This window comes from Limnospira platensis NIES-39 (assembly GCF_026000695.1).
GTDB classification, from domain to species: Bacteria; Cyanobacteriota; Cyanobacteriia; order Cyanobacteriales; family Microcoleaceae; genus Limnospira; species Limnospira platensis.
In genome coordinates this window covers 2927691-2951647 of sequence record NZ_AP026945.1, presented here as the reverse complement: position 1 = coordinate 2951647, position 23957 = coordinate 2927691, and the positions used below count along the sequence as shown (strand labels likewise).

General features: G+C 43.9%; 21 protein-coding genes and 2 pseudogenes. 10 read left to right on the top strand and 13 right to left on the bottom strand.

The window, feature by feature from the left end; all coding sequences use genetic code 11:
* Positions 1-609: 609 nt before the first annotated feature.
* The 9 genes from gloA to N39L_RS14355 all read left to right on the top strand — a co-directional run bounded on the left by gloA (position 610) and on the right by N39L_RS14355 (position 12692).
* The gene (gene gloA, locus N39L_RS14395; RefSeq protein WP_006618934.1) at positions 610-1038 is read left to right on the top strand and encodes a lactoylglutathione lyase; all 429 of its coding nucleotides are present in this window, start codon (positions 610-612) and stop codon (positions 1036-1038) included.
* Between the two features lie 152 nt (positions 1039-1190).
* Positions 1191-3977: an ATP-dependent chaperone ClpB gene (gene clpB / locus N39L_RS14390; protein ID WP_006618935.1), complete on the top strand. Its 2787-nt coding sequence runs from the start codon at positions 1191-1193 to the stop codon at positions 3975-3977.
* A gap of 104 nt (positions 3978-4081) precedes the next feature.
* Positions 4082-5083, top strand: coding sequence for a hormogonium polysaccharide biosynthesis glycosyltransferase HpsE (hpsE, locus tag N39L_RS14385; protein WP_006618936.1), 1002 nt, complete (start codon positions 4082-4084; stop codon positions 5081-5083).
* Positions 5084-5226: 143 nt separating this feature from the next.
* A complete protein-coding gene (gene hpsE, locus N39L_RS14380; protein ID WP_006618937.1) occupies positions 5227-6219 on the top strand; it encodes a hormogonium polysaccharide biosynthesis glycosyltransferase HpsE in 993 nt (330 codons plus the stop codon).
* Between the two features lies 1 nt (position 6220).
* A complete protein-coding gene (locus tag N39L_RS14375) occupies positions 6221-7204 on the top strand; it encodes a glycosyltransferase (protein ID WP_006618938.1) in 984 nt (327 codons plus the stop codon).
* A gap of 296 nt (positions 7205-7500) precedes the next feature.
* Positions 7501-9486, top strand: coding sequence for a molecular chaperone HtpG (gene htpG, locus N39L_RS14370; protein ID WP_006618939.1), 1986 nt, complete (start codon positions 7501-7503; stop codon positions 9484-9486).
* A gap of 135 nt (positions 9487-9621) precedes the next feature.
* Positions 9622-10830, top strand: a complete 1209-nt coding sequence (locus N39L_RS14365) for a 4-hydroxy-3-methylbut-2-enyl diphosphate reductase (protein WP_006618940.1) — start codon at positions 9622-9624, stop codon at positions 10828-10830.
* 134 nt (positions 10831-10964) lie between these two features.
* Complete coding sequence (locus N39L_RS14360) at positions 10965-11603, top strand: peroxiredoxin (RefSeq protein ID WP_006618941.1); 639 nt, start codon at positions 10965-10967, stop codon at positions 11601-11603.
* A 111-nt stretch (positions 11604-11714) separates the two neighbouring features.
* Positions 11715-12692 carry a cysteine synthase A gene (locus tag N39L_RS14355; protein ID WP_006618942.1) on the top strand — a complete coding sequence of 326 codons (978 nt, stop codon included), beginning with the start codon at positions 11715-11717 and terminating at the stop codon, positions 12690-12692.
* Positions 12693-12720: 28 nt separating this feature from the next.
* On the opposite strand, the gene N39L_RS14350 is transcribed toward N39L_RS14355, so the two are convergent.
* The 6 genes from N39L_RS14350 to N39L_RS14325 form a co-directional block, all read right to left on the bottom strand.
* A complete protein-coding gene (locus N39L_RS14350; protein ID WP_050856777.1) occupies positions 12721-13209 on the bottom strand; it encodes a cobalamin biosynthesis protein in 489 nt (162 codons plus the stop codon).
* A 72-nt stretch (positions 13210-13281) separates the two neighbouring features.
* Positions 13282-13524, bottom strand: a complete 243-nt coding sequence (locus tag N39L_RS14345) for an HNH endonuclease (RefSeq protein ID WP_006618944.1) — start codon at positions 13522-13524, stop codon at positions 13282-13284.
* 92 nt (positions 13525-13616) lie between these two features.
* On the bottom strand, positions 13617-16145 hold the full coding sequence (locus N39L_RS14340) for a dynamin family protein (RefSeq protein WP_035737234.1): 2529 nt from the start codon (positions 16143-16145) through the stop codon (positions 13617-13619).
* Entirely contained in the window at positions 16096-16311 is a 216-nt protein-coding gene (locus N39L_RS14335; RefSeq protein WP_231852191.1) for a hypothetical protein, read from the bottom strand. The genes N39L_RS14340 and N39L_RS14335 overlap by 50 nt, the downstream gene beginning before the upstream one ends.
* Positions 16312-16493: 182 nt before the next feature.
* Positions 16494-17033: a GIY-YIG nuclease family protein gene (locus N39L_RS14330; RefSeq protein WP_014275569.1), complete on the bottom strand. Its 540-nt coding sequence runs from the start codon at positions 17031-17033 to the stop codon at positions 16494-16496.
* Between the two features lie 77 nt (positions 17034-17110).
* On the bottom strand, positions 17111-17431 hold the full coding sequence (locus N39L_RS14325) for a hypothetical protein (protein WP_006618947.1): 321 nt from the start codon (positions 17429-17431) through the stop codon (positions 17111-17113).
* A gap of 216 nt (positions 17432-17647) precedes the next feature.
* Here N39L_RS14325 and N39L_RS14320 point away from each other — a divergent pair, with 216 nt between their 5' ends.
* The gene (locus N39L_RS14320; protein ID WP_006618948.1) at positions 17648-18298 is read left to right on the top strand and encodes a hypothetical protein; all 651 of its coding nucleotides are present in this window, start codon (positions 17648-17650) and stop codon (positions 18296-18298) included.
* Between the two features lies 1 nt (position 18299).
* On the opposite strand, the gene N39L_RS14315 is transcribed toward N39L_RS14320, so the two are convergent.
* From N39L_RS14315 to N39L_RS14285, 7 genes and pseudogenes are all read right to left on the bottom strand, one after another.
* Positions 18300-19313 (bottom strand): aldo/keto reductase, encoded by a 1014-nt coding sequence (locus N39L_RS14315; protein ID WP_014275567.1) that lies wholly within the window; start codon positions 19311-19313, stop codon positions 18300-18302.
* 738 nt (positions 19314-20051) lie between these two features.
* Positions 20052-20873 (bottom strand): tryptophan synthase subunit alpha, encoded by an 822-nt coding sequence (trpA, locus tag N39L_RS14310; protein WP_014275566.1) that lies wholly within the window; start codon positions 20871-20873, stop codon positions 20052-20054.
* 30 nt (positions 20874-20903) lie between these two features.
* Positions 20904-21257: a DUF3007 family protein gene (locus N39L_RS14305; RefSeq protein ID WP_014275565.1), complete on the bottom strand. Its 354-nt coding sequence runs from the start codon at positions 21255-21257 to the stop codon at positions 20904-20906.
* A complete protein-coding gene (gene ndhL / locus N39L_RS14300) occupies positions 21257-21472 on the bottom strand; it encodes an NAD(P)H-quinone oxidoreductase subunit L (protein WP_006616115.1) in 216 nt (71 codons plus the stop codon). Before ndhL ends, N39L_RS14305 begins: the two co-directional genes overlap by 1 nt.
* 842 nt (positions 21473-22314) lie before the next feature.
* Positions 22315-23039, bottom strand: a pseudogene (locus N39L_RS14295) (RNA-guided endonuclease TnpB family protein).
* Between the two features lie 238 nt (positions 23040-23277).
* Positions 23278-23508: a helix-turn-helix domain-containing protein gene (locus N39L_RS14290; RefSeq protein WP_071941142.1), complete on the bottom strand. Its 231-nt coding sequence runs from the start codon at positions 23506-23508 to the stop codon at positions 23278-23280.
* A pseudogene (locus tag N39L_RS14285) lies at positions 23396-23954 on the bottom strand (IS607 family transposase). The gene N39L_RS14290 and the pseudogene N39L_RS14285 overlap by 113 nt, the downstream one beginning before the upstream one ends.
* Between the last annotated feature and the right edge of the window lie 3 nt (positions 23955-23957).

Sequence of the window (23957 nt, the reverse complement as noted above, 5' to 3'; positions counted from 1 at the left end):
TTATATCCTATCTATCGAGTTGGGAAGTTATCCGGTGAATTTTTAAGGAAAATTTAATCATTTTGGCTATGGTAAAGTCATGGGAAAATATATCCTGTCTCAGGGTGCGGCTCTCAATTATTGACACAGTGATAAAATGCGATCGCCTTTGCCGGTAGACCCGCCACCAGTACCCCCACTTAGGAACACAAAAAAAATCCCCAAATTTCGCCGATTTTTCCTTGACAAATCCCCCTAACTTGACCTATAGTAAAAGAATGGGAATCCGTGCCGACATATATAGGGTATTTTAGGGAGTTTGTCGGTGTGTCGTAAGGAAGACTGAAAAGGTTTGTGAACAGTGTTTAAAGGTCGATCGCCTTGAGAAGAAGGGGACAAGGGTACAAGGGAAGGGTTAGAGATAGCGATCGCCAGAAAAGAAAAACAAACGGGGTTTGTGGTTGTTGATTTCTAGGTAGTGGTGGGAGAGGGGGCTGGTGCCAGTCACCAAGAAACTCAGTAGCACTCCTGGCGCTATATGTTCCCATGAGTCAATCCCCAAGACAAACTGGGGAGATTTCCTTAAAATAACAGGTAAGGACTAATCTTCAGAGGAGGAGAACCAATCTCATGAGACTTCTACACACAATGCTGCGGGTCGGCAACTTGGATGAGTCACTGAAATTTTACTGTGATATTCTGGGAATGAAACTGCTGCGGCAGAAAGATTATCCAGGGGGAAAGTTTACCCTAGCCTTTGTGGGATATGGGGATGAAGCTGATCATAGTGTCATTGAACTGACCTATAACTGGGGCGTTGATAGCTATAACCTGGGAGACGCTTACGGCCATATTGCCCTCGGTGTGGATGATATTTATAGCACCTGTGAGCAAATTCGGGCAGCAGGGGGTAAAATTAGCCGAGAACCAGGGCCGATGAAACACGGATCAACGGTGATTGCTTTCGTGGAAGACCCAGACGGGTATAAGGTTGAATTGATTCAACTGGGAACCCAGGGCTCGGCTGAGGCAAGCAAACAGTTAGCAGTAAACAGTTAAGATCTGAACGGTTAAGGTGATCGATTGCCCATAGTAGGATAAAATCCTTGGGGCAATCGGCTCTGGTAGTCCCCAGAAAAATACATCGGCAACATCTTCTATTTGAGAGTGATAATTCCCCGTTCCCTATTTGGTGTCAATAAAAATAAGCAATGCAACCGACCGATCCGAGTAAATTTACAGATAAAGCCTGGGAAGCGATAGTAAAATCCCAAGATGTTGCTCGTCGCTTCCAAAATCAGCATTTAGAAGTTGAGCACGTGGCGATCGCCGCCTTAGAACAAAATGGACTCGCTAATAATATATTAGGACGAGCTGGTTTTAACCCCGAACAGGTCCAACAACAATTAGAAGCCTTCACCAAACGACAACCCCGAGTCGGAACTATTGACCATCTGTACCTAGGTCGTGGGTTAGAATTAATGCTAGATACCGCTGAAGCGACGCGGTCCGCATGGCAAGACCGCTACATTGCTGTTGAACACCTGATTATTGCCCTAGCAGAAGATGATCGCGTCGGTCGTAGGATTTTGGGAAATGGAAACCCCACCAGAGCCACACCAGGAAGACCAGGGTTCGATCGCCCTACCAATGACTCCAAAGCTACAGTCCGGGAGAAACTCGAAGAAGCCATTAAATCCATGCGCGGCAGTGCTAAAGTTGACAACCAGAACCCGGAAAACAGTTATGATGCCCTGAGTAAGTATGGGCGAGATTTAACCGAATTGGCTAAATCTGGGAAACTGGACCCAGTGATCGGACGGGATGAAGAAATTCGCCGGGTGGTGAGTTGTCTGTCCAGGCGAACCAAAAATAATCCGGTGTTAATTGGAGAACCGGGAGTCGGTAAAACAGCGATCGCCGAAGGCCTGGCCCAACGCATTGTTAACGGAGATGTGCCAGAGTCCCTAAAAAACCGCCAGTTGATTTCCCTGGATATGGGTAGTTTAATCGCAGGAGCCAAATATAGGGGGGAATTTGAAGAAAGACTGCGATCGGTATTGCGGGAAGTAACCCACTCTGACGGTCAAATAGTCCTATTTATTGACGAACTCCATACCGTGGTGGGGGCCGGAGCCGGTTCTGGAGGTTCGGGAATGGATGCCGGAAACCTGCTTAAACCTATGTTAGCCCGGGGAGAATTGCGCTGTATCGGTGCTTCTACCGTTGATGAATACCGTAAGCATATCGAAAAAGACCCAGCCCTAGAAAGGCGATTTCAACAGGTCTATGTTGATCAACCTAGTCCAGAGAATACAGTATCAATTCTGCGGGGGTTGAAAGACCGTTACGAACGCCATCACGGGGTCAAAATTACGGATTCGGCATTGGTGGCGGCGGCTATGCTGTCAGCCCGATATATTAGCGATCGCTTCCTTCCTGATAAGGCGATCGACCTAGTAGACGAAGCCGCCGCCCAGTTGAAAATGGAAATCACCTCCAAACCCGTAGAGTTAGAACAAATTGAGCGCCGCCTCATGCAGTTGGAGATGGAAAAACTCTCCGTGGAGGGGGAAAGCCCAAGAAGTACACCTCTACGGCCAGGGGAACAAGATCGAAGTGCTGATATCGGTTTAAATCTGCGTATCCAATCCTTACTCGAAGAAATTAACACCCTCAAAGACAAGCAGAAAACTTTATCATCCCAGTGGCAGGGTGAAAAGGAACTCCTCGAAGCTATTAACCGCCTCAAAGAAGAAGAAGAAAAACTGCGGGTGCAAATTGAACAAGCCGAACGTGCCTATGATCTCAATAAAGCAGCCCAGTTAAAATACGGCCGCTTAGAGACCGTTCACCACGACCGAGAGGCGCGGGAGGCAGAATTGTTAAAATTGCAGGCTCAGGGGTCTTCCTTGCTGCGAGAGCAGGTAACAGAAGCCGATATTGCTGCCATTGTCGCTAAATGGACGGGGATTCCCGTTAATCGCCTGTTGGAGTCCGAACGACAAAAATTATTGCAATTGGAATCCCATTTACATCGCCGGGTAATTGGTCAGCAGCAAGCCGTGGAGGCTGTATCTGCCGCTATCCGCCGCGCTAGGGCGGGGATGAAAGACCCCGGACGGCCTATCGGTTCGTTTCTGTTTATGGGACCCACAGGGGTGGGTAAAACTGAGTTGGCTAGGGCTTTGGCGGAGTTCCTCTTTGACAGCGAGGAAGCTATGATTCGCATTGATATGTCGGAATATATGGAAAAACACGCTGTCTCTCGGTTGGTGGGTGCGCCTCCGGGATATGTGGGCTATGACGAAGGCGGACAACTATCAGAAGCGGTCCGCCGCCATCCCTATTCAGTGATTCTATTTGATGAGGTAGAAAAAGCTCATCCTGATGTCTTTAATATCCTGTTACAAGTTTTGGATGATGGTAGAATTACTGACTCCCAAGGACGGTTGGTCGATTTCCGCAATACTGTCATTGTCATGACTAGCAATATTGGCGGTGAGTATATTCTGGGGGTGGCGGGGGATGACTCTCGCTATGGGGAAATGTCTGCTTTGGTTATGCAGGCTTTGCGATCGCATTTCCGACCGGAATTTTTGAATCGGGTAGATGAAATTATCCTCTTCCATACCCTCAGTAAAGCTGAATTGCGCGATATTGTCGCCATTCAAATGCAGCGCCTCCAAAGACTTTTGGCTGATCAAAAAATTGCTCTGGAGTTATCACCTGCTGCTATTGATCATGTGGCTGATGTGGGTTATGATCCTGTTTATGGGGCTAGACCTCTGAAACGGGCGATTCAACGGGAGTTGGAAAATCCGATCGCTAACCTGATTTTAGAGCAGAAGTTTGTCACGGGCGATACTATTGAAATTAACATGAAAGATGGAACACTGACTTTTGATCATCCCTCCAACACGCCAGAAGCCCAATTAAATCAGGGTGAGTTGGCTATGTTACCAGTGGCAGTCAACAACCCAGGTGATGATAATTAAAATCTTTAAGTGTGCCGTCTCTATCTCGAATTGCCAAGGAAGACTCCCGTGGAAAGCCTAGCAGAATAGCGATAGTGTTAATATCCTGCGATAGGAAGTTAATCATGATCCAGTTAACAGTAGCAATTCCTACCTATAATGGGGAAAACCGGTTGCCAGAAGTGCTCGAACAGTTGCGATGTCAAAGGGGGACCGAAAGCATCCGTTGGGAAGTTATGGTCGTGGATAATAATAGTTCCGATGGTACGGCAGCAGTGGTACAGCAGTTTCAGAAGGACTGGCCCCAAGAAGTCCCCCTGCGATATGTGTTAGAAACTCAACAGGGTGCAGCATTTGCGAGGAAGCGATCGGTGTCTGAGTCCCAAGCTGAGTTGATCGGTTTTTTGGATGATGACAATATACCTGAATTAAATTGGGTAGCTGAGGCGGTTAGATTTTCTCAAGAAAACCCAAAGGCGGGAGCATATGGTAGTCAAATTCACGCCATATTTGAGGTGGAACCGCCCCCTAACTTTAATCGAATTAAACCATTTTTAGCCATTACAGAATTAGGGAAAAATCCGAGGCTTTATAATGCTCGAAAAAATCTCTTGCCTCCATCAGCAGGGTTAGTTATTAGGAGAGAGGTTTGGAGTGAATTTGTGCCAGAACAATGTATTTTGAGTGGTAGAGTTGAGGGCAGTATGTTGACCGGAGAAGATCTAGAGGCTTTATCCTATATTCAACGCAAGTCCGACTGGGAAATTTGGTATAATCCCCAAATGCAGGTCGATCATAAAATTCCTAGAAAACGTTTGGAGATTGAGTATTTGATACCCTTCTTTCGGGGAATTGGATTAAGTCGTTACGTCACTCGTACAGCGGGAGTTAAGCCAATTTTAAAGCCTGTTTTAACGACAGCGTACTTGGCAAACGACTTGCGAAAATTGCTGCTTCACGTCCTCCGTTACGGTGTGTCGGATCTGGATGATATTGCTGCTTGTGAACGTGCGTTATTAATGGGGAGTTTAAACAGCTTTTTTTATCTGTGGTATAACGGTTACTTAAAGCTAGAAAAAAACAGCAACTCTGCTAATACTACTGTCAGTGCAGTTGTTCATGAGTAACCAGAATTTGCTCTCAGCTGGCACTACTCCCTAAGCCAACATCTTAACAGTTTCAATACCTCCAATCTAGTATATCTTATGCTAGGACATCTCAAGTCTTCATTTGGTCCCAGTTATCCCACCAGCTAGTACAAACTTTAGTTATGACCCAGGATTCATTTTCTCTCACGGTAGCTATTCCGACCTACAATGGAGCGCAACGCTTACCCGAAGTATTAGAGGCACTTCGTCATCAAAGCCATAGGTCAAAAATTGACTGGGACATTGTGGTTATTGATAATAATAGCACTGATACAACTCATCAAGTGATTCAAGCTTATCAAAGCAACTGGGAGAAACATTATCCCCTCACCTACTATTTTGAACCCAAGCAAGGACCAGCTTTTGCTAGACAACGAGCAATTAAAGAAGCAAAAGGACTTTATATCGCTTTCCTAGATGATGATAATATTCCAGCAACAAACTGGATTTCCTCTATCTATGAATTTAGCCAAAACCACCCCCAAGCGGGAGCATTTGGCGGACAAATTCACGGCGAATATGAAGTAAAACCTCCTGAAAACTTTAAACAAATTGCCGCATTTTTAGCGATTGGCGAACATGGCAATCAACCCTTTCGTTTTGACCCAGATAATTTAAGATTACCACCGACTGCTGGATTAGTGGTTAAAAAACAAGCCTGGCAAGAAGCTGTTCCGAAAACCCCTCAACTTGTTGGGAGTCAGAGGAATATTTTAGCCCGAGGAGACGATTATGAGTTATTGCTTTATCTACACAAACAAGGCTGGGAAATTTGGTATAATCCCCAGATGCACATTAACCATAAAATCCCCGCGTTTCGATTAGAACGCAATTATTTATTATCCTTAGCGCGCGCCTGTGGTTTAGCAACTTTTCAGTTACGGATGATTAATGCTAAAACCATAGATAAGCCAGTGATTTTTGTCAGGACAATTTTGGGAAATCTCCGCCGTATTATTAAGCAACGACTGAAGTATGGAGAACGGCTGAAAAGTGAACTCATTCCAGCCGTTGAAATGGAATTTTATCGGGGTAGTATGATGAGTGTCTTGGTTTGGCTCAACAATGTCTGGAATGCTAAATTCGGGTCTGTAGAAAAGTCAGAGGATCAATAAAATGCCCCAAATATCAATAATTCTTCCTGCCTATAATGCTGAGAAGACGATTAAGGAAACCATTGATTCAGTTATCAATCAGACCTTTAAGGATTTTGAACTCATTATAATTAATGATGGGTCTACTGATAGAACATTAGATATTATTTCCAGTATTGATGACCCGCGTGTTCAAGTATTTTCTTATCCCAATTCAGGGGCTTCTGTTAGTCGAAATCGAGGATTTTCTAAAGCCAGCGCTCAGTATATTGCTTTCTTAGATGCTGACGATTTATGGACCCCTGATAAATTGGAATTACAATATGCAGCACTTGAAGCAGATCCAGAAGCATCTGTAGCCTATAGCTGGACAAATTATATTGATCAATATGGTGAATTTTTATACCCGGGATTTCATCAAAGCTATCAAGGCGATGTTTATTCCATATTATTAGTTAAAAACTTTCTGGAAAATGGTTCTAATCCTTTAATTACCCGTCATGCTTTATCAGCAATTGGAGGTTTTGATGAGTCTTTAAAGGGTGGGCAAGATTGGGATTTATATTTGCGTTTAGCTGCCCAGTATAAATTTGTTTGTATATCTCAAGCGCAAATCTTATACCGCATATCTGAGCATTCGATTTCCTCTAATATTGAGCGTCAAGAATCTTCCTGCTTATCGGTACTTAACAAAGCGTTTAACAATGCTCCCAGCTCCTTAAAAAATCTGAAAAAGGATAGCCTTTCACACTTATACAGTTATCTAACTTTCAAATCACTTGAATCCCCATTAACGCGGAAAAAAGCCAGGATAGGAGCGAGATGTTTTTGGATGTCTATTTACCACGATCCTGGTTTGATCAAACGTCGCTCACGTATGATGGCTATCGTATTTGTGAAAATCATGGTAGGTCTGATGTTACCCAACGGACAGGCTGAACCTTTACTTAAATTCATTAAAGAATTTCAAGGATTTTTACCCACAACTCATAACTCTAAAAATTGATCTCATTAGCTACATGAGTGGTACTGTCAAAATCTACGCGGTTACTATAATTAGAGATCTACAGCACACCTTCCATGGGTCTCGTTTGATAGCCTCATTTGAGAATTATCGCCTGATCATCCCTTTCCTGGGTCTGATTCATGGGTCTGACGCTACCATATATATCGATTGTCCATGATCCATGGTTGATATACGGAAATCCGAATCATCTCATGGGGGTGATCCATGCCCATGATGTCATGCCGATCGCCCAAGATCAGGAAATGATAACTATCTATATGTGAGAAATAACGCCCATGACCGTACTTGAACAGGGAACAATCACGATCCATACTGAAAATATCTTCCCGATCATCAAGAAATCTCTCTACACTGATCATGAGGTATTCTTGCGGGAATTGGTCTCTAATGCGGTAGATGCGATCGCTAAATTAAAAATGGTAGCCCGCACCGGGGAATATTCTGGGGATATCAGCAACCCAGAAATTACCATTGCGATCGACAAAGACGCTAAAACCCTATCTGTTAGTGATACTGGTATCGGTCTCACCGCCGACGAGATCAAAAAATATATTAACCAAGTCGCCTTTTCCAGCGCCGAAGAATTTATCCAAAAATACCAAGCCACTGACGGAGAATCCATCATCGGCCACTTTGGTCTAGGATTTTACTCCTCATTCATGGTAGCCAAACAAGTAGAGATCGACACCCTCTCCTACAAAGAAGGCGCAGAAGCCGTCCATTGGACCTGTGACGGTTCCCCAGAATTCAAATTAGAAGATTCTGCCCGCACTACCCGTGGCACCACCGTCACCCTCACCTTGATGGATGATGAATTAGAGTATCTCGAAACCAGTCGCATTCAGCAACTCATTAAAACCTACTGCGACTTTATGCCCGTCCCCATTATTATGGACGGCGAAACCATCAACCGCCACACAGCGCCCTGGCGTGAGTCTCCCAATAACCTCACCAAAGAAGATTACTTAGACCTTTATCGTTATCTGTATCCCTTCCAAGAAGAACCCCTGCTGTGGGTTCACCTGAACACTGACTATCCCTTCATTGTTAACGGTATTCTCTACTTCCCCAAACTGCGGCCTGATGTTGATGTGACCCAGGGCAATATTAAACTATTTTGTAATCAAGTTTTTGTCAGCGACCACTGCGAGGAAATTATCCCCAAATTCCTGATGCCTTTGCGGGGTGTAATTGATAGCACCGATATTCCTTTGAATATCTCCCGTAGCGCCCTACAAACTAACCGCACTGTCCGCAAAATTGCTGACTATATCGCCAAAAAAGTAGGCGATCGCCTCAAAGAAGTATATCGAGACAATCGCCAAGAATATATCCGTTGTTGGCAGGATGTTGGTACTTTTATCAAGTTCGGTTCCCTCAATGACGATAAATTTAAGAAACAGGTAGAAGAGATTCTCATCTTCCGCAGCACTTATAAACCCCCCACTGAGTCCGGGGAAGCTCAAACCCCAGAAGTACAAGTCCAAAGCGAAGATGGGGATGTTTGGGAAGAAGTGAAAACCGAGAAATCCTTTAGCACTGATGAACAGGGACGCTATTATACTACCCTCAGTGAATACCTAGAACGCAATAAATCCCGCCACGAAAATCGGGTTTTTTACTGCACCGATGAAGCTGCCCAATCTACATACATAGAACTGCACAAAAGTCAAGGTTTAGAAGTGCTATTCCTCGACTCATTTATCGATACCCATTTTATCAGTTTCTTAGAGCGGGAACACTCAGAGGTTAAGTTTTTGCGGGTAGACTCAGAACTTGATGAGACCCTCATTGAAAAAGATAAGCCAGCCGAAATTGTTGACCCCAAAACTAATAAAACCCGCAGCGAACAAATTAAGGAGTTATTTGAGAAGTCCCTCAATAAGCCACGGGTGAATATTCGCACCGAATCCCTAAAATCCGAGGATACCCCGCCCGCCATGGTTTTACTACCGGAAGCCATGCGCCGTTTACAGGATATGACCGCCTTATTGCAACAGCAGAAAGCTGATTTCCCCGAAGACCATATTTTACTGGTAAATACCGCCCACCCTCTCATTCAAAATCTCACTAATTTAAGTCAGGGTAGCATTATTCAAGCAGGCGGTTCTTCCCCCTCGGAAGAGTTGGCAAAAATGATTTGTCACCATGTTTATGACTTAGCATTAATGGCTCAAAAAGGCTTTGATGCTGAGGGAATGAAGGATTTTGTTGAACGTTCTAACCATGTTTTAACTCGGTTAACAGAACGCGCCATGTAAACATTTAGGGGACAATTCACGAATTGTCCCCACCGTCAATTGTCTTGATAGGGGGAATTTGGTTACATATCCTGGTCATGATCACACCGAAAGGTTAAAATCTTTAATAAAGCCGGATTAGATTTAACCAACCCTATGGATACAAAAGCATTTAGACGTTCACTCCAACAGTCAGACACCTACCACCGCAAAGGCTTCGGTCATCAGGAAGAGGTGGCGGGGGTTATGGACAACGCCTACCAAAGTAGCTTAATTCAACAAATTAGACAAAATAACTATATCCTTACCCAGGGTAATGTGACCATCCGGTTAGCAGAGGCTTTCGGCTTCTGCTGGGGGGTTGAAAGGGCTGTGGCTATGGCTTACGAGACTCGCCAACACTTCCCGACTGAAAGAATATGGATCACTAATGAAATTATCCATAATCCCTCAGTTAATCAACATTTGCGGGATATGAATGTTGAGTTTATCCCGGTCAATGACTCGGACAAAGATTTTTCGGTGGTGGGTAGTGGTGATGTGGTCATCCTTCCTGCTTTTGGCGCTAGTGTTCAGGAAATGCAAATCCTGAATGATAAGGGGTGTAAAATTATTGATACTACCTGTCCTTGGGTTTCTAAGGTTTGGAATACGGTAGAAAAACATAAGAAAAAACAGTACACCTCAATTATTCATGGTAAATATAAGCATGAAGAAACTGTGGCTACGAGTTCCTTCGCTGATAAGTATTTGGTGCTGTTGAACTTAGCCGAAGCTGAATATGTGGCTGATTATATCCTTACTGGTGGCAACCGTGAGGAGTTTTTGGCTAGGTTTGCTAATGCTTATTCGGCTAATTTTGACCCAGATCGGGATTTGGAATCTGTCGGTATCGCTAACCAAACTACTATGTTAAAAAGCGAAACTGAACAAATTGGGAAGCTGTTTGAACGGACGATGATGCAAAAATACGGCCCGGCAAATCTCAATGAACATTTCCAAAGTTTCAATACTATCTGTGATGCTACCCAGGAACGTCAGGATGCGATGATTGGGTTATTAGAAGAAAAGCTGGATTTAATGGTAGTGATTGGCGGTTTTAACTCTTCTAATACTACTCACCTGCAAGAGATGGCGATTGAACGGGGTATCCCTTCTTATCATATCGATAGTAGCGATCGCATTCTTGAGGGGAATAAAATTGAACATAAACCCCTTAATAAAGACCTGGAAATTTCTGCACAATGGCTACCAGAAGGAGAAATTATTGTCGGTGTTACCTCTGGTGCATCCACTCCTGACCGCGTGGTGGAAGAGGCAATTCAAAAAATCTTTGCCCACAAAGCCCTAGCGGTGACAGTGTAGTTATCATATCCCCCCTTGGGCATAATTTGCGGATGCTCCGGTAGGTAGAAATGCTGTAAATGTTATGCGATCGCCAAACCGGAGTATAATCAAAAAATACGTTGTTCCTATCATAATTTGGAGGAAATAAAACCATGACTTTGCGATTAGGTGATACCGTCCCTAACTTTACCCAATCCTCTTCAGAAGGAGAGATTAACTTCTATGATTGGGCGGGGGATAGCTGGGTTGTCCTGTTCTCCCATCCAGCGGACTATACCCCTGTTTGTACTACTGAATTAGGCACTGTTGCTAAACTCAAACCAGAGTTTGATAAACGCAATGTTAAAGTAATCGCCCTCAGTGTGGATGATGCGGACTCCCATAAAGGTTGGATTGGTGATATCAACGAGACTCAGCAAACTAATATTAACTACCCGATTTTAGCTGATAGCGATCGCCAAGTATCGGATCTTTACGATATGATTCACCCCAACGCTAACGCATCTTTAACCGTCCGTACTGTTTTCGTCATTGACTCTAACAAAAAGTTACGCCTGACCCTAACTTATCCCCCTAGCACCGGACGTAATTTTAGCGAAATTTTGCGGGTGATTGACTCCTTACAACTCACCGACAACTACAGTGTGGCTACCCCTGCTGATTGGCAAGATGGGGAAGATTGTGTAATTGTTCCCTCCCTCAAAGATCCGGAAGAACTCAAACAGAAATTTCCTAAAGGTTACAAGGAAATTAAGCCCTATTTACGCATGACTCCTCAACCTAATAAGTAGGATATTTAACCTTTGAAAAGTAGGGGATGAGTGGATGGATTTATAATTGCCATAATCTTGATAATCTCTCATCCCCGAATTATCACAAGACCAACATTTAAAAAATTTGCGATGGATATCAAACGTGGCTTTGTAGAAGCTGTAGGAAACACTCCCTTAATCAGATTAAATAGTTTTAGTGATGAGACGGGTTGTGAAATTTTAGGAAAAGCAGAATTTTTAAATCCTGGCGGTTCTGTTAAAGATAGGGCGGCTTTATATATTATCGAAGATGCCGAAAAAAAAGGTTTGCTAAAACCCGGCGGCACAGTGGTAGAAGGTACGGCCGGAAATACAGGTATTGGTCTAGCCCATATTTGTAATGCTAAGGGCTATAAATGCGTGATTGTGATACCTGAAACTCAATCTGTAGAAAAAATGGAAGCCTTGAGAACTTTGGGCGCTGAAGTGCGCGCAGTTCCCGCTGTTCCCTATAAAGACCCTAACAATTATGTGAAATTATCGGGACGTTTGGCGGCGGAAATGGATAATGCCATTTGGGCGAATCAGTTTGATAATTTAGCTAACCGAGAAGCACATTATCAAACCACTGGACCAGAAATTTGGTCTCAAACTGATGGCAAAATTGATGCTTGGGTGGCGGCTACAGGTACGGGGGGAACCTTTGCGGGGGTGTCTCTGTTTTTGAAGGAAAAAAACCCGAATATTAAAACTGTGGTGGCTGACCCAATGGGTAGTGGTTTATACAGTTATGTGAAAACTGGTGAAATTCAACCCCAGGGAAACTCAATTACTGAGGGAATTGGTAATAGTAGGATTACTGCTAATATGCAGGATGTTCCTATTGATGATGCTATACAAGTTGATGACCAGGAGGCGGTGCGCGTGGTTTATCAACTCTTAGAAAAAGATGGGTTATTTATGGGGGGGTCTGTTGGTATTAATGTCGGTGCGGCGATCGCATTAGCTAAACAAATGGGACCCGGACATACCATTGTTACTGTCTTATGTGATGGCGGCGGACGTTATCAATCTAAACTCTACAATAAACAATGGTTGGCTGAACGGGGACTATTACCCGTCAGTTAAAATTTACCCTCATGGGGAATGGGATTAGCTAGTCAGTCCTATTCCCTATCTTTTCACGACTATCAATAAATGTACTTTTGGCGATCGCTATAGTCACCGCTTGGCTGATTTTTGCCCCTTCTGGCGTGAGATTTTCCACTCTATAGATACATTTAGGAATCAGTAAGGTTGAAACTCCCGCCGCCTGTAATGCTGCGGCTTCCGCGACGCTGGGGGTGGCGGTTTTTTGCTGTACTACCATGGAAGGATTGGGAACCTTGACACCCTGCAATTGTTGGGGTGAAAATGTCTGTAAAATCCAGTGGCGATCGCTACATAATTCTACTAACCCTGGTTCATCAGCCTTTCCGTCTATGGTAGCAATCCCAATGATAGCATCTTCCGCTAATTGATGTTCCTGAAATACCTGTTTAATAGCGGTTTCTATCACGGGTTTGGGAGTGTGACGTTGACAACCTATACCTACCCACAAAACCTTCTGAGACGACGACAATTTTTTTAGCCACAGGTTTGTCATTAATTCACAAAAGGGATGATTATATCTACTTAAACCGTCATTTTAGCAAACCTTCATCATGACCAACCTCCGTTAAGTGAAATGACGACGAAAACGGCGATCGTGATAATGGAGTTTTTTCCGATTACACTCCCAGCAGAGGGTCTGTAAATTACTCAGGTCATTACTTCCCCCCCTAGCCAATGCAATAATATGGTCAATAGTTAGCCGCGCCTCTTTATTAGTTTTTCCGCAACTTTGACAAGTAAAATTATCTCGTTCATAAACATATTTACGAACAGCCGGAGGGAAAGGAATGCGGGGTGTTTTACTCATGTTTATTTCCTGGTTTGGGGTTCCTATAGCCAACAATCAACGGGGGGGTTAGCCTCAGCCAGATACCAGCATAACCAACCCCTACAAAACTTTTACTCGCTCATCACCGGACTTTTCTCTGTTGGTGTAAACTCAGCATCAAAGATTTCTGGGGAAGTCTCCTGCTCATCCTCAATATTATATGATGGTTCTGTAAAAGCTGGTTGTTGGTAATTGAAAACCGGATCAAGGTCTGTATCCTTAATAGCAGGTAATTTACCCCGTCCTAAACCCATAGCCACCAAACAATCATTAATCGCTATTACTGAGTTATTATAAGCATCAATTGTCTGCTTAATTTTTTCTTGTAATTGATGATTATGCTCCAGCTTTTCTTCCGCTTCCTGTTCCAAGGTTTTAGCTAGATTAGCTCGTGCTGTCTCGTATTGAGAAAAAATCGTCTGAGATTGATGTTTAGCGCCCACCTGCAAGTTATCATTGATAGTCAGATTAATCACAGTCCGAAAATGGCGGAGAACTGTTCTTTTAACCTTTTTCTCAAAGTCAATTTTCAGCAGTTGACGAATAGCGGGTTCCGCTTCAACCATCCCTTGATAATCAGCACTATTACAGGCTTCCCGTAACGTTTGACGTAGTTGGAAATGGGGGACTGTTCCCTCTGCATAAAACTCTGGAGTTTCTCGCACATAAGCACCGCATTCGGTGTTAGCCGCACTAATTACAGCATCATGAACTTTACGCTGAAGTTGATTTAAGGTAGCATCAATACCGCCATCATTACCCAACAGACGATATAGGCGATGGTAAAAGTCAGCTTGATGGACTTGTTCAGTTAACTGTTGGAAAAAGTTAGCCACCAAGGTCTCACAGCACTCTACTAGAGTGACTTTTAAATCATCCGATAAGCTATAAAAAGCCTCCGCTAATATGGCTAACAGAGGAACTACAGCACTATTGGGGTGGTTACTTTGAGCGCTTTTGTAGGCTTCACCTACCGAGAATTTTTGAATCAGTGTATCTAAACGCTCAATCATCTTTCTTTGTAAGTTCCGAAAATCTCGATCATAAATAGCATTCTCGTTACTAGCTACAGTTTGATTAAGATGAGCCTTAATATACTGCTCAAATTCGTCACCTATGGTTTTTAAGTCTTGGCTAAGTTGTCGTAATTGTAAGTCCTTAATTGCATCGATTTCTTTAGGTTGATTTTCTAAATCCCACCAGTTTTGCAGATAATAAGACCTTAACGAAATGCAGACAGGTCGGAGGTCTTCTGCTAAGGCTTGAAAAAGCTGGGGTCGGCGGTCTTCGGTGAGATAGCGGGTGATATCATCACGAAACTGATCAATCCCACTATCAAGAACTAATTGCTCCATCAAATTGTAGCCGTGAGCATTCAGAATTTGTAGATACTTTTCTTGATGGGTTTCCGCATAACCTATGGCTGGAGTAATGGGAAAGCTACTCCGGGAAAGTTGACCAGAAGTGAAAAAGTAGTTATTAAATTCTACTATAAATTTAGGGGTCTCTTCCGCCTCTTGATGAGAGAGATTACCCTTGGCAAAAATTGAATCTAAACCCCAGCGATCGCTACCATGAGTTTGACGGATTAACTCCCCATAAAACCCTAATAATCCACTGGTTTTATAAACGCGATCGCTACTGCTGAATTGAGTATTTAGATGACGGTTTAAACAGTTTTTAAGCTGGTCATCATACCAAGTCGCATCAATATAATTGAATACATAAAAAACGCGATCGCGAATCCCAGAATTATTCTGAATGCGTTCTAATAACTGAGTCTCTTCTGAGGTCAGTTCCCCATTAGCTGCTGTTTTAAATACACAGACCACCGCCGAGGTATCAGAATGCTCAATTTTATCATAAGCAATCTGTGTATCTCGTTGGACAGGTGCATCAATTCCCGGCGTATCAATAATTACATTACCATCTTCTAAGAGGGGATGATGGCAGTAATATTCTATCTTTTTAATAACTGCACTATTTTGACTACGACGAGCATATAAGGAGGCTGAATCAACACCATTATCAGCGAGTTCTCCCATAGATAAAATCGTGTTATTATTGGCGTTGATTTTATCCCGATTCGCTACAAAACCAGCTAACAATTGTTCCAAGGCTTTCGCTCGTTTGGCGCGCTGATTCCGACTTTCCCCCCCCTCTTGTTCATAGAGTGTTTTCGCCGCTTCCTGGAGTCGTTTCGCTTCCTCTATTTCATGAAGATTCCCCGGAGTCGATAACCCCAATGTTTGACAAAGTTCGTGGACTTGCTCCCGAATTTCTACTTCACTTAAAAAGGTCAGCACCACCTTTTCATCTGATGGAGTAGCAGCATATTCAATATAGCAAATAGTACCCGTGGCGTGTCCCTGAGCGCTATACAGCAATTCTCGCCCTAAGAGAGCGTTAATTAGCATCGATTTTCCCGCACTAAAAGCGCCAGCAAATACAATCTCAAATCTTGGAGAAATTGCCTTTTCTAATGACGTTCGGACTGCTGATAAATCCTGCGATCGCAAAGATGATTCCTGCAATAATAGCTTAATTACACTATTGACTTGCTGATCCAAATTCTGGCATTGCGGAATATTCACAGACATGATCTGTACCATCCTTTAATATCTTAAAATCGTCCCCGCTAACTACAGCATCATTTTTAGCTATTCCCGAAAAGATTTTAATTTTTTTGGTCTGACAATTACTAGCCACACCAACACCGACTCCCACCATTGGGGAAGCCTGAATCCAGCCACTGTAGTCAGCCAAGACCCTGACACATTATTCTAGGATAAATAGGAGATTCAGTCAACCCCTTAAAATGGTAGGTTTTCCCCTTCCTAAGCAGTGGCTAGTAGCTTAATTATTCATCATCCGTGTTTATACAGATTGAGATTAATTGAATATGAAAAAAGTGGGGATATTGTTAATTAATCAATAGGAGTAAACCATCACTTTAAATCCAGGATTCCCTGAGTTTTGAGTTTAGGGTTAAAGCGGATTTCCTCCTGTAATCCTCGTTTTTCCAAGGCAGATAAAATATTTGCCTCTACTCTTTTGGCGACCGTTTTAAGCAGTTTATCCTTGCCAATTTCATCAAGACTATCAAACTTAGCCACTTCGTCCGAGGTCATTTGTGGCTTGACATCAATAGGTTGATTCCAGCGATCGCTATATTCAGCATTACCAGGAGGAACCGAACCATTTTCAGCTATCCAACCATCGCGAATTGCCTCTAAAAGGGTCTTACTAGGGCGATTAATAGTTTGTACTTTCAGCCAATAGCACCCTTCTGGTTGACGCACTAAATGCTGTTTTATGCTTTGGAAAACATCACGAGAATAGCCTACATATTGTAAAACCTGTGATTGATTAAAAATGGCATAAACCCCGATTTTTCCGGATAAGGATTCTGGTAATTTTCCGGAATCATCCAGATAGGCAATAAATTCCAGACCACTAAGGGGAATTATCTCAGTTGAGGAAGTCATAATTGATTAATTTTGTGCAAGAAACAACAATACCACCAGCCACCGGGCTAGGGCTATAAACAGAGACATTTAAGCCATTAAACTCGACGATAGATAGCACAGAGGCGACTAGGTTTAAAAATCTTCGCCTGGAACATATAATTAGGCGGAACATTCACAATGATATAATCATCGGAGTGATAATATTCTTCTAGTTCCGGTGGCATTCCTTTGGGGGTATTAATGCTGTAGGGGACAGGTTGAAAGAGCAACTCAGTAAATTCTACCCCATCTCCTTGAGTTTCCTGTCTCATCTGATTGATAAATGTATCACTGGTTAGGAGAGTAAACAGTATGGATTTGGCTGATGGTTCTAGGGTAAAAGAGCCATCAAAATTTTCGATAACTTTTAACTTCATAACTCCCATTCAAGGCTAGTTGAGCAATAACAGGTAATCTTCCCGTTGTTGACTGTATATTCTAAACCACTAGGGGGGATATTCCCAAGGGTATAATTGCCCAAAAACTGGAAAATCTGGAGACGGAAAAGATATAATCTCAAAAATATTGCCTACGTTGCTGACAGTTTGCGTTAGCATGACTCTATAACAGTTTTCTCCAAAATAGCGACAGCCATGCAAACGACAGAACCCTCGCCCCCAACCTCTGAAAATCAGCGAGATTGGCTCAAAATTGCCGAATATGTATCTGTGGTCGCCTCTGGGGTGGGTTCGCTGGTAGCAGCGATTATATTTCGCCCCCTGTTACTGGCGGCGGCTCCTTTAACTGTGGCTGTAGCGCTGAATATAGTCAACCGCCAACGCTTTGAGCAACAAGTTAAACAGAGTACGGATGCAGCGATCGCTGATGTTCGTGGGGTGGTAAAATCCCTTTATGATCAGGTTCAGATGTTACCAGGACCGACAGAGGAAAATAGTGACCTAGATCAAATTACAGATGTGCTGACGGAATTACAAAGGGTAACTCAGCGTTTGGAACAAAACGCTTTGCGTCATGAGGATTGGGAAGTGATGAATGTTCGGTTTCGGTTGATGGAAAATACCATCAATGATATGAAACAACATCCACCTGCTACCGTTTCGGAGCATTTATCCCAACCCCCTTTATCTCACGGAAACTTGATTAAAGTAGAACAACAACTAGGGATTATTTACCAACAGGTGAGGGAACTGCAAAACCAGAATAGAGAGATTGTTAAACCTTATTTAAAACGTCTGACTGTCGCGGTCAAAAAACTACAACAAGGTAACAATATACTGAGCTAGTTTAACGGTACTCATCACCGCAGTCGCCAATAATTTCAAATAGGTTTTGTCCTCGATTAGTGACTTGATGAATTTGTTGGCGATCGCTTTCATCTAGGCTGAAATCGAAGACCTTAGCGTTCTCATCAATATGCTGAGAAATGCTCAACCGCGCTCCCACCATGGCTCCCGCCACCGTAGGCTGTTCGAGGATATAGCGAACCGCGACATTAGAAATAGTGACCCCATGGCGATCGCCAATGGATTTTAACACAGTCAGCAACTCTTGAAATAACTTCCAGCCTCCCCAAGCATCAATCATATTTTTATATTTTTTGAGGCTAACAGTTTTTAACATCATAGCCATAGGTTCAGGCTTCCCTAAATACTGTTCCGATAAGAACCCACCACAGAGAACCCCATAGGGAAGTAATTTAATATCATGGGTTTTACATAAGTCTACCATAGCCACCAAAGGACGGCGATCGACTAGGGAAAACTGCACCTGATTAGAGACTATTTTAATCCCATTTTCGACAATAATCCGCAAATGTTCAGTATCAAAATTAGTCAAAGCCAAATGCTTAATTTTCCCCTCGGATTGTAGAATAGTCATCTGTTGCAATGCTTCCAAATAGTTATCATCGCGATAATCCCACCAGTGAAATTGAAGCAAATCCAGACAATCCACATTCATTCTCTTGAGAGAAATATCAATATTTTTCTCAACAATATTCCGAGTCATTTTTTGAGGTCTAGGAACCCACTTAGTAAACGCCTGAATAGTTGCTAAGGCTTCCTGACCGCGAGAATTAGCCATTTGTCGTCTAAATTCCCCGATGAAATCTTCAGCAGGTCCATAATGATCCGCCAGATCCCAAGTAGTGTAACCAGCATCATGGTATTGAAACATGGTTTCGATCGCCACCCGGGGATCAATGCGTCCATGATACCCAGAAACCTGCCACATTCCATTTAAGATACGACAGATATTGAGGTCTTCGGTAAATTGGAATCGAGAAGATGATGTTAACATAGCCAATGATTCAAGTTCCTTTTAAGGTTTGCTATCCCCTGAATGGGTCATTTTTATGGAAAAAGTGGGTAATTGCAAAAGACCCCTTGATCTTTTCTGATTAACTTGCCATGATGATAACAGAAAGGCACATTACGAGGGTTTCAAAAGGCGAGAAGCTAAGTGTTTATGGGAACACGGCACTTCTGGCCTCTTTTTTTTTGGCGGTAACTTATAGTTATTGAGAAAAAGTGGGTAATTGCAACAGACCCCTTGATCTTTTCTGATTAAGTTGCGATGATGATAACAGAAAGGCACATTACGAGGGTTTCAAAGGGTTGGGAGATAAGTGTTTATGGGAGCACTGCACTTCCGGCCTTTTTCTTTGGCGGTAATTTGGAGCGATCGAGAAAAAGTGGGTAATTGCAACAGACCCCTTGATTTTTTCTGATTAAGTTGCGATGATGATAACAGAAAGGCACATTACGAGGGTTTCAAAAGGTTGGGAGATAAGTGTTTATGGGAGCACTGCACTTCCGGCCTTTTTCTTTGGCGGTAATTTGGAGCGATCGAGAAAAATTGGGTAATTGCAACAGACCCCTTGCAGTTTGACAACAAACCTTGCATTATAGTGACTGAAAGGCACATTACGAGGGTTTCAAAGGGCTGGAAGCTGAGTGTTTATGGGAGCACTACAACTTCTAGCCTTTTTCTTTTGGGGATATGGTGAGGCTCGACTATTGGGGAGGTTTCTATAGATTAATCGTGATCAATAGCGGTTCTCAAAGTCTGACAAAAACTGGCGATCGCCTCTAATCCCTGTTCGGGGGAACCCGCCGCCAGTCGATTCACAAAAGCACTTCCCACAATCACAGCATCAGCACCCCAAGACCGGACTTGTTTGGCGTGTTCTGGTTGAGAAATACCAAACCCGACACCAATAGGCTTATCGGTGAGAGAGCGCATTTGTTTAAGTAAATCCTCAACCCGGGTCTGAACCTGCGATCGCATTCCAGTAACTCCGGTAACACTGACCAGGTAAATAAAACCCTGGGACTGACGAGCGATCGCCTCAATGCGATCGGAGGAACTGGTAGGAGCCACCAACAACACCAATTCAATCCCCTGTTCTTTAGCTGGATATAAGAGAATATCAGCCTCTTCTAGGGGTAAATCTGGAACTACTAACCCCTTTACCCCAGCATCCTTAATCTGTGCGAGAAACTCAGGAATCCCCCGATACAGAATGGGATTGTAATAAGTAAATAAGATAATCGGAGCCTTGATGGTAGGGCTAACAGTTTTCAGCATCTCCAAAACCCCATCTAGCCGAGTTCCCCGATTTAAGGAACGGGTAGCAGCAGCTTGGATAACTGGACCGTCAGCCAAGGGGTCAGAGTAGGGAACCCCTAACTCGATCAGGTCTGCTCCATTTTGATCTAAAATCTGGAGGGCTTTAGCGGTAGTATCTAAATCAGGATCTCCGGCTGTGATAAATGGAATCAGCGCACATTGGCGGCGATCGCCATTAGCTGGACTCTCAGAGCGCAACTTTTGGAAACATTCAGAAACTGAAATCATTTCAAACTCGAATATGTGGGGATAGTCCGGTTAGCTTTTTGATTGCTCATCTACAGACCCAGACTCCCGATGGACAGGTTTTTGCTGTTTTTCTTGGTCAACTTCAGCCTGAAGTTGTTGGAGTTGTTCCGGTGTCATTTCCGCTATGCGCTTCTCAATCACCGCTTCCTTGTAATCTTTGAGCTGTTGATTATAGGTCATGGTCTGGGTGACGGCGCGCCATAGGTAGGTGAGTAGCCACAGGACTAACCCTCCCACCAAGATCGCCTGACTCCAAATTCCCGCTTTGCTACTATCAAAGCCTGATAACTGAAAAACCCAGTACAACAGACCTCCGGCTACAAAAATGCCAATCCCAATCCCAATTACATCAATTCGTCGCATCAGCTTTCAATTTGTCGGGGTTGGGGACGAAAATTTAGGAACGGTGACAGCAAAATCAGTCCTGGAAATAAAAAGAAAACCAGAAAGTACATCAGTAACCGCTCTACGGAACCAGCTACATACCAGCGAGTTTTCAGGTAAAAGTACAAAGCCCCTGGGGCTACCACTAGGTAGGTGCCACCGAGAATAACATACAGTAACAGTGTAATCAGCATAGTTGGGTGATCCGACAATCCAACGACAGTCTTTATAATTAAACCGCGAAAAGTGACCAGTGACCAGTTTTGCTACGTCACCAATGACCAGCGATCGGGTCATACATATTTGTAGGCGCGGGTTTACGCCGGGTATATGATATTACAGATAGGCTCTATGAGGCTCTCCCACCACTGGCGATCGCTCCCAGTTTTCCCTGATCTCCAAAAAATTTGGGAAAATAGTTGCCAAAATTCCAGAAAGATGCTCAAATATAGATCGTGCTTTTAAACAAGCGACCTGGGGGCGTGGCGGAATGGTAGACGCTACGGACTTAGAAAACTGAGCCTTGGGGTGAGAAATCCCTCAAGTGACTGCTCTCAAACTCAGGGAAACCTAAATCTGTTCGCAGACAAGGCAATCCTGAGCCAAGCCCTTGAAGGGGTGAAGGAAATACCTAATTTCTGGAACTTCTTGATCGGAAGGTGCAGAGACTCGACGGGAGCTACCCTAACGTTAAGCCGAGGGTAAAGGGAGAGTCCAATTCTCAAGGCAATTAGGCGGGGATCAACCTACCTGATGCTGTAGCGAAAGCTGCGAGAGGATGAAAATCCGTTGACCTTCACCGGTCGTGTGGGTTCAAGTCCCACCGCCCCCACTATCATCAAACCCTTATCCGCAGTGCGATAGCGGGAATTTACTTAACCCAATAGTCGTACCGTCACGCTCAATATGCACTCCATTCAGTCTTAGCACACGGGACAATTGGTGCATATCCCCTAGCAACAAATCTTAATTATTGACGGGTTAATCAATAAGCACAACTTAATCAATCTGTCAAACACTATAACTACTGATACATTTACGCGACATTTATCCGGCTATTGCCTGACAATGCGACGATAGCACTATTACCCGTTAAGGTAACAGAGGCGGTATCCCGCAAAGCTTTTAGAAAGATTCCAAAAGCACCGTTCCAGTCCCTGGGTTGAACCCACACTCAGGACATCGGAACACTTTTGAGCCACCTAGCTGGGAATGCACATGACCACAGTGAGTACAGGTTTTGCTGGTGTATTCTTCGGTCACATCTACAACTGTGGTTCCAGTTATTTCCCCTTGATGTCTCAGGGTTAGTTTGAATCGATAATGCGCCCATGTCAGCATGGCTCGGGCAGTCTTGGATTTGATTTTCCGCTTGGCTTGGGCAACCATGTTGGAAGTCTCGAAGGTCGGCAGAAAAATTATGCTGTAGTCATTAGTCAAGTAATGAGCAATTTGCTTGTGGGCCTCATCCACTAAATTCCGGATTTTAGTTCTCATTCGTTGAGCCGCTTGCCTCATCCGGCGTCGCCGTGAACGATTAAGTTCCTTGGCGATTCGGCTCATCAAATCATCCAAATGTTGACATAACCTAGTAATGCGTCCTATATCTCCGGAGCCCAATTCCAGAAACCGAGAGCCATCAAACCCAGTTATGAAAGTTCGGACACCCCGGTCTAATGCAATCACGCCATTCGCTTCAGTTGGGGTAACGGCAACTGGTTCAGGGAAAATCGCCAACCATCGACCTTTGGTAAACACCAACTGAGTCCCTTGCCCGCAAGTTTTAGGGATAGCTTAGGAAACCATGAAAGTTAATCCTTTCGTGAGTCTTGGATACCAACTCCCTGAAGAGAAATTAGCATTGTTAAACTTGATGGCTTGAGAACTATCCCGACAGCTCGGTGGCCTTGCGCCAGGACTGACTGAAAAGGCGAGATAGGCATCAAAGATGGCATTCTGCCGAATATGGCCGGGTGTTTCTTTGACCCATGCAGGCAAGTCACTCTGGATCACTTCCGCAGCGTAACTTTAACTTGCTTAGTCGTTTACCACTCCGGGATAATGCAATTGCTTGGTTGTAGCAATACCGACAAGCAGCCAGCCATTTACGCCAGACTTTATTTAGCTCTGGGCTGGGGTAAATCCGAATCTTCTTTGACCTGAGTTTTATATTGACTCCGTCCGTATAATCGGGAACTGAAGCAGTGGAGGATGGCGAGGATGTCCTCAACCATTTCTGGTTCTCGACTGAGACTTGTCTCGTTGAGAACCATGAGTGAGCACCTGTTTTGCTCACAGAGACATCGAAACAAGTCCCATCCAAATCTGGCCAATCGGTCTGGGTGGGCAACGACAACCATGCGGACATCTCCTGACAAGACTTGTCCCAGTCAGGCCAGCATTTTCTTTCCCTTGAAGTTGAGCCCGCCTCCGATTTCGGAGACGACTTCTGCTTCGGGGTAGAGGTTGGACAGTGCGGCCACCTGTCGGTTGAGGTCGGACTGCTGGGCGCGGCTACTAACTCTGGCATAGATAACGACTTTGCGTTTGTCACTGCGTGATGGCATCAGAATATGACTCAACGTTGTATCGTCGTTGCCCAGCGGGGGTTCTGATGGTCTCGATTGAGCCATTTTCGTCCCATCTGCGGAGTGTTCTTTCATGGACTCCAAGGATTTA

What these genes read in the sequence shown, in the direction of transcription:
- gloA (WP_006618934.1), top strand. Translation starts at nt 610, where the DNA reads ATGAGACTTCTACACACAATGCTGCGGGTCGGCAACTTGGATGAGTCA.
- clpB (WP_006618935.1), top strand. Translation starts at nt 1,191, where the DNA reads ATGCAACCGACCGATCCGAGTAAATTTACAGATAAAGCCTGGGAAGCG.
- hpsE (WP_006618936.1), top strand. Translation starts at nt 4,082, where the DNA reads ATGATCCAGTTAACAGTAGCAATTCCTACCTATAATGGGGAAAACCGG.
- hpsE (WP_006618937.1), top strand. Translation starts at nt 5,227, where the DNA reads ATGACCCAGGATTCATTTTCTCTCACGGTAGCTATTCCGACCTACAAT.
- N39L_RS14375 (WP_006618938.1), top strand. Translation starts at nt 6,221, where the DNA reads ATGCCCCAAATATCAATAATTCTTCCTGCCTATAATGCTGAGAAGACG.
- htpG (WP_006618939.1), top strand. Translation starts at nt 7,501, where the DNA reads ATGACCGTACTTGAACAGGGAACAATCACGATCCATACTGAAAATATC.
- N39L_RS14365 (WP_006618940.1), top strand. Translation starts at nt 9,622, where the DNA reads ATGGATACAAAAGCATTTAGACGTTCACTCCAACAGTCAGACACCTAC.
- N39L_RS14360 (WP_006618941.1), top strand. Translation starts at nt 10,965, where the DNA reads ATGACTTTGCGATTAGGTGATACCGTCCCTAACTTTACCCAATCCTCT.
- N39L_RS14355 (WP_006618942.1), top strand. Translation starts at nt 11,715, where the DNA reads ATGGATATCAAACGTGGCTTTGTAGAAGCTGTAGGAAACACTCCCTTA.
- N39L_RS14350 (WP_050856777.1), bottom strand. Translation starts at nt 13,209, where the DNA reads ATGACAAACCTGTGGCTAAAAAAATTGTCGTCGTCTCAGAAGGTTTTG.
- N39L_RS14345 (WP_006618944.1), bottom strand. Translation starts at nt 13,524, where the DNA reads ATGAGTAAAACACCCCGCATTCCTTTCCCTCCGGCTGTTCGTAAATAT.
- N39L_RS14340 (WP_035737234.1), bottom strand. Translation starts at nt 16,145, where the DNA reads ATGTCTGTGAATATTCCGCAATGCCAGAATTTGGATCAGCAAGTCAAT.
- N39L_RS14330 (WP_014275569.1), bottom strand. Translation starts at nt 17,033, where the DNA reads ATGACTTCCTCAACTGAGATAATTCCCCTTAGTGGTCTGGAATTTATT.
- N39L_RS14325 (WP_006618947.1), bottom strand. Translation starts at nt 17,431, where the DNA reads ATGAAGTTAAAAGTTATCGAAAATTTTGATGGCTCTTTTACCCTAGAA.
- N39L_RS14320 (WP_006618948.1), top strand. Translation starts at nt 17,648, where the DNA reads ATGCAAACGACAGAACCCTCGCCCCCAACCTCTGAAAATCAGCGAGAT.
- N39L_RS14315 (WP_014275567.1), bottom strand. Translation starts at nt 19,313, where the DNA reads ATGTTAACATCATCTTCTCGATTCCAATTTACCGAAGACCTCAATATC.
- trpA (WP_014275566.1), bottom strand. Translation starts at nt 20,873, where the DNA reads ATGATTTCAGTTTCTGAATGTTTCCAAAAGTTGCGCTCTGAGAGTCCA.
- N39L_RS14305 (WP_014275565.1), bottom strand. Translation starts at nt 21,257, where the DNA reads ATGCGACGAATTGATGTAATTGGGATTGGGATTGGCATTTTTGTAGCC.
- ndhL (WP_006616115.1), bottom strand. Translation starts at nt 21,472, where the DNA reads ATGCTGATTACACTGTTACTGTATGTTATTCTCGGTGGCACCTACCTA.